General features: G+C 64.6%; 6 protein-coding genes. 3 read left to right on the forward strand and 3 right to left on the reverse strand.

Annotation, left to right across the window (positions count from 1 at the left end; translation table 11 throughout):
- The coding region (locus EOA28_RS25485) for an HAD-IIB family hydrolase (RefSeq protein WP_128315411.1) at nucleotides 1–931 on the reverse strand (931 nt) is incomplete at its 3' end.
- Nucleotides 932–1,160: 229 nt separating this feature from the next.
- Here EOA28_RS25485 and EOA28_RS25490 point away from each other — a divergent pair.
- Entirely contained in the window at nucleotides 1,161–2,078 is a 918-nt protein-coding gene (locus tag EOA28_RS25490; protein ID WP_127253617.1) for an acetamidase/formamidase family protein, read from the forward strand.
- 60 nt (nucleotides 2,079–2,138) lie between these two features.
- Here EOA28_RS25490 and EOA28_RS40970 read toward each other — a convergent pair whose 3' ends face one another.
- Both EOA28_RS40970 and EOA28_RS40975 read right to left on the reverse strand, forming a co-directional pair.
- A complete protein-coding gene (locus EOA28_RS40970; protein ID WP_245490175.1) occupies nucleotides 2,139–2,573 on the reverse strand; it encodes a hypothetical protein in 435 nt (144 codons plus the stop codon).
- Nucleotides 2,574–2,611: 38 nt separating this feature from the next.
- Complete coding sequence (locus EOA28_RS40975; RefSeq protein WP_281058999.1) at nucleotides 2,612–3,052, reverse strand: hypothetical protein; 441 nt, start codon at nucleotides 3,050–3,052, stop codon at nucleotides 2,612–2,614.
- A gap of 51 nt (nucleotides 3,053–3,103) precedes the next feature.
- Here EOA28_RS40975 and EOA28_RS25500 point away from each other — a divergent pair, with 51 nt between their 5' ends.
- Together EOA28_RS25500 and EOA28_RS25505 are read left to right on the forward strand one after the other, a co-directional pair.
- Entirely contained in the window at nucleotides 3,104–3,895 is a 792-nt protein-coding gene (locus EOA28_RS25500; RefSeq protein ID WP_245463219.1) for a FadR/GntR family transcriptional regulator, read from the forward strand.
- A gap of 62 nt (nucleotides 3,896–3,957) precedes the next feature.
- Nucleotides 3,958–4,733: dihydroxy-acid dehydratase (locus tag EOA28_RS25505; RefSeq protein ID WP_245501591.1), on the forward strand; the 776-nt coding region annotated here is incomplete at its 3' end.

Consider the following 4,733-nt stretch of genomic DNA (forward strand, 5'->3'; position numbering starts at 1 on the left):
GTTCCAGCAGCTGCTCCTTGTTGGGCGCGGTCGAGCCGTTGCCGAGCGGCACCGCGCCTTTCAGCCCGTCATAGTCGCCCTCGGGGTCGAAAATGCAGAACTGCAAACCCTTCTCGACCAGCCGCTCGGTGAGCGCCGTGGCCAGGGTCGATTTGCCGATGCCCGAGCTGCCGGCGATCAGCACTGTTTCCGTCGGCGACAGATAGATGTCCTTGCCGCGCGAAGTTCCGAGCAGCACGCCGCCCAAGCGCTTCTTGGCAATGAGGTGGTCGTGCTTGATCAGCTTGCGGATCAGTTCCTCGACGCCCTTGCCGCGCACCTCCTTGGTGACGAGATCCGCGGTTTCCTTGACGGCGGGCAGCGCGTTGGCCACCGCGACGCTGCAGCCCGAGGCCCTGAGGAAGGCGTGGTCGTTCTCGGCGTCGCCGACGGCCACGACATTGTGCGGCGACAGCTTCAGGTCTTCGAGCGCCGCCGCCAGCCCGGTCGCCTTGTTGACGCCCGAGGGCAGGATCATCACCGCGCCCTTGTTGAAGATGATTTCCAGCTCCAGCCCGAGCTTTTTGATGACATCGAGCACGGTCGCCTGGTGCGGCTCCCAGGTAGCGACGATCGATCGCCCGACCGAGAGCGGCTTCACGCCGCGCTTCTTGAGCTTTTCAATGAGATCCGCAGGGGGCGAGGGCGAGATCGTGCGCTCTTCCTCGCTGGCCGGCGTGTAGATCAGCGCGCCGTTTTCGGCCACGACCTTGTCGAACAGGGAGAGTTCGGGAAAGACTTCCTTCAGATCGGGCAACTCGCGCCCGGTGACCAGGACGAGCTTTCGCCCGGATTTCTTCAGCTTCTCCAGCGCCGAGATCGTGCTCGCGGTGACCAGGCCATCATGCGCCAGCGTGCCGTCATAGTCGGTGGCCAATGCCATGAAATACATCGGTTGAGCCTCTCCATCGTCCGGTTTGCCGGTCGCCTGGAAAACCGGCCGGGTGGACAACAACGCCTGTTGGTGGAAAAGGTTTAGGCCAGGCACTGGATTTGTCGGGCTGGCGCCAGGTCCGTCCTGCATCGTGGCGGCCAACTCGCCGATACCAATGGAACGATCGGGCGCCAGGATCTCGATCCGCGCACTTGCCGCGCGGCAACACCTTCGCTACTGCCATTCCATGGCAACGCACAAGCTCATCAACAGCACGTGGCACAATGTCCTCGGGACGGTCGCGCCGGCGCTCACAATTGCATCCGGCGATGTCGTGATCACGGAGACGCTGGACGCCAGGGGCTTCGACAAGAACGGTGCGCGACCGGCTCATGGTCCAAACCCGATGAACGGCCCGGTCTTCGTGACGGGAGCCGAACCGGGCGACGCGCTCCGCGTGGACATCCTGCGCATGGATCCTATCCGCCCCTCCGGCTGGACGATCTCGTCGCTCGCCGCGAATGTTGTCGATCCCGAGGCTGCTCGCCAATTGCCGGCGCGCGACAGAGCCGACTGGCTGATCGATCTGGAATCGCGAACAGTGAAGTTGCAGGAGCCGCCGCCAGGCCTTGAGAACTTCGTGCTGCGGCTCGAACCGATGATCGGTTGCTTTGGCGTGGCGCCCGCGATGGGCCAGGCTTTCTCCACCGCGACAAGCGCGGAGAATGGCGGGAACATGGATTATCGCGGCTTTCGGCCTGGCGCGACCGTTTGGTTTCCCGTCGCCGTGGAGGGTGCGCTTTTCTTCGCGGGCGATTGCCATGCAACGCAAGGCGATGGGGAGATCGTCGGAACCGGGATCGAGACCTGTTTTGAAGTGCAGCTACGCTTGAGCGTGGAAAAGAACAGGCGGTTGACATGGCCTCGCGGTGAAAACGAAACGCACATTTTCTCGGTCGGCAACGCTCGGCCGCTGGATCAGGCCCTTCAGCATGCGACCACGGACATGCTCAACTGGCTGACCAGCGATTATGGATTGTCCGCTGCCGCCGCATCGCATCTGATGGGACAGGTTGTCCGGTATCACGTCGGAAACGTCTTTGATCCTGCCTACACGATGGTCTGCCTTGTCGAAAAGCGATGGCTTCCGGCATCCGTCGGCTGAGGAGCGCACGCCCCAAGGTGCGCCAACCGGAACCCGCTCCGTGGCTCTGGGCGGCATACATCAGACTGTCTGTGACGGCATGAAGCGGACGCTTGCCGAGCGGCTCTCGCCAGGCGCGAGCACCATGCAGCCTGTGTCTTCGTCCAACCGGTTGAAGGCGTCGGTGACGTTGCTGACCGGCTCGGCGCAGAAGAACGGCTCGCCTGGCGGTGTGTAGAGCACCAGGAAATCGAGCTGTGCTTCGGCCTCGATGTCCAATAGCCGTTCCTCATCCGGCCAGGTGATGCGGGCACGGCGTGTCCATCCCGTGAAGACGGTGTCGAATGCGGCCTCGGCGACGTCGAAGCCCGTTGTCGGATCGGCGCCCGCGGGCGGCGAAACATGGCGTGTGGGCAGAACCTGGGCGTCGGTTTCCCACATCCCGGTGACATCGGCCTGGATATGCGTCCACGGCGTGGCGGGAAAATAGGGATGAAGCCCGAACCCGGCCGGCATGGGCGTGTCCGAGAGGTTGCGCAATGAGATCCGGATGCTCAGGCAGCCCGTACGAGTCCGATCCTCTGCTCGGCCTCGTAGCTCCAGGGCCAGGAATCGGCATCGTGGCGATAGCGCAGGACCGCCCTGCCTTGCTGGTGTCCGGCCAGCGTCCACGGCAGTCGCCAGCCATGGCCGTGCTCATAATGCGGGTCGTCTGGTCGCGTCGGCAACTCTATGGTCCGGCCGGCGAAGCTGAAGCGGCCGCCCCTTACACGATTGGAGTAGGGGACCAGCGGAAAGCAGGCCATCGCGCCCGCGTCGCGGCTGTCGAACGCGGCGGGCAGGGCGGGGCGTAGCCAATCGACGGCATGCCCATTTTTCCGCCAGCGATATGACGCCAGCGCGCCGCCGGCGGCCGGGGCGATCTCGACCGTCGCCAGACCGTCGGTGATCGTGACCAGGCCGTCCGCGCCTCTTGTCTCAAAATTTCCATCCATCCTCTCTCCAGCGGCTTGACTCTCATCTATAGCTGGATAAAGACATATCATATGAATAGTATGAAGAATACAAAATCCTTCAGCACCGCACGCAGGTCGCGGATCGTCGCGGCGGTCGCCAGCGGCTCGACGGCGCTGCATGCGACGGTCGTCGAGCAGATCGGGCTGCGCATTGTCCAGGGCGATTTCCTGCCGGGCGAGGCACTCCCCAATGCCGATGATTCCAGTGAGATGCTGGGCGTCAGCCGCACCGTGCTGCGCGAGGCCATCAAGGTCCTGGCGGGCAAGGGGCTGGTCGAGTCGCGGCCTAAGACCGGCACCCGGGTGCGCCCACGCTCCGACTGGAATTTCCTCGATCCGGACGTCCTTTCATGGCGCTACGCGGCGGGCGTCAGCGCCGAGGACGTCACCGCCCTTTTCGAGCTGCGCCGGGCGATCGAGCCGATGTCGGCCGCGCTTGCGGCCAAGCGCGCGACGCCGGCGCAGCTTGCCGATCTCAACGCCGCGCTCGCCGAAATGGAGGCCGTGGGCGACGACGGCGACCGCTTTGCCAAGCCCGACCTCATCTTCCACCAGACCATCCTGCGCATGACGGGCAACGAGCTGATCGGCTCGCTGGCGGCGCTGGTCGAAACGGCCCTGATGATGAGCTTCCGTCTCTCCAACGACAATCCGGAGGGGCAGCGCCACTCGCTGCCGCTGCATCGCGAGGTGGCCGAGAAGATCGCCGCCGGCGATGGAAGCGGCGCGCAGCAGGCGCTTCTCGTCCTCATCGACAATGCCGAGGAAGACGTTCGCCGCAGCGTCGAGAACCGCAACAGGCGCCGTAAGGAGCAGAGATAGTGAGCGAAAGACGAAAGCTGCGGTCGACAGCCTGGTTCGGCGGTGAAGGCAAGAACGCCTTCATGCACCGCAGCTGGATGAAGAACCAGGGCATTCCGGACGATGCGTTCGACGGTCGCCCGGTGATCGGCATCTGCAACACGTGGTCGGAACTGACCCCGTGCAATGCGCATTTGCGGGCGCTTGCCGATCACGTCAAGCGCGGCGTCTATGAGGCCGGCGGCCTGCCGGTCGAATTTCCCGTGACATCGCTCGGCGAAAGCAACATGCGCCCGACCGCGATGCTGTTCCGCAATCTGGCGAGCATGGACGTCGAAGAGTCCATTCGCGGCAACCCCATCGACGGCGTCGTGCTCATGGTCGGCTGCGACAAGACCACGCCGTCGCTGCTGATGGGGGCGGCGTCCTGCAACCTGCCGACCATCGCCGTGTCAGGCGGCCCGATGCTGAACGGCAAGTTCCGCGGCCAGGACATCGGCTCCGGCACCCATGTCTGGAAATTCGCCGAGGACGTGAAGGCCGGGCGCATGAAGGTCGAGGACTTCCTCGCCGCGGAGCAGGGCCAGAGCCGGTCGGCCGGCAGCTGCATGACCATGGGCACCGCTTCCACAATGGCCAGCATGGTCGAGGCGCTGGGCATCGGCATGCCGGACAATGCCGCCATACCGGCGGTCGACTCGCGCCGTGGCGTGCTTGCGCAGCTCGCCGGGCGGCAGATCGTCGACCTTGTGCACCGGGACGTGACGATTTCGCAAATCCTCACCCGGCAGGCCTTCGAGAACGCCATCCGCGTCAACGGAGCCATCGGCGGATCGACCAATGCGGTGCTGCACCTCAT

Origin of the sequence: Mesorhizobium sp. M2A.F.Ca.ET.067.02.1.1, assembly GCF_004023285.1 — a bacterium.
Taxonomy (GTDB): domain Bacteria; phylum Pseudomonadota; class Alphaproteobacteria; order Rhizobiales; family Rhizobiaceae; genus Mesorhizobium.

What these genes read in the sequence shown, in the direction of transcription:
- EOA28_RS25490 (WP_127253617.1), top strand. Translation starts at nt 1,161, where the DNA reads ATGGCAACGCACAAGCTCATCAACAGCACGTGGCACAATGTCCTCGGG.
- EOA28_RS40970 (WP_245490175.1), bottom strand. Translation starts at nt 2,573, where the DNA reads ATGCCGGCCGGGTTCGGGCTTCATCCCTATTTTCCCGCCACGCCGTGG.
- EOA28_RS40975 (WP_281058999.1), bottom strand. Translation starts at nt 3,052, where the DNA reads ATGGATGGAAATTTTGAGACAAGAGGCGCGGACGGCCTGGTCACGATC.
- EOA28_RS25500 (WP_245463219.1), top strand. Translation starts at nt 3,104, where the DNA reads ATGAATAGTATGAAGAATACAAAATCCTTCAGCACCGCACGCAGGTCG.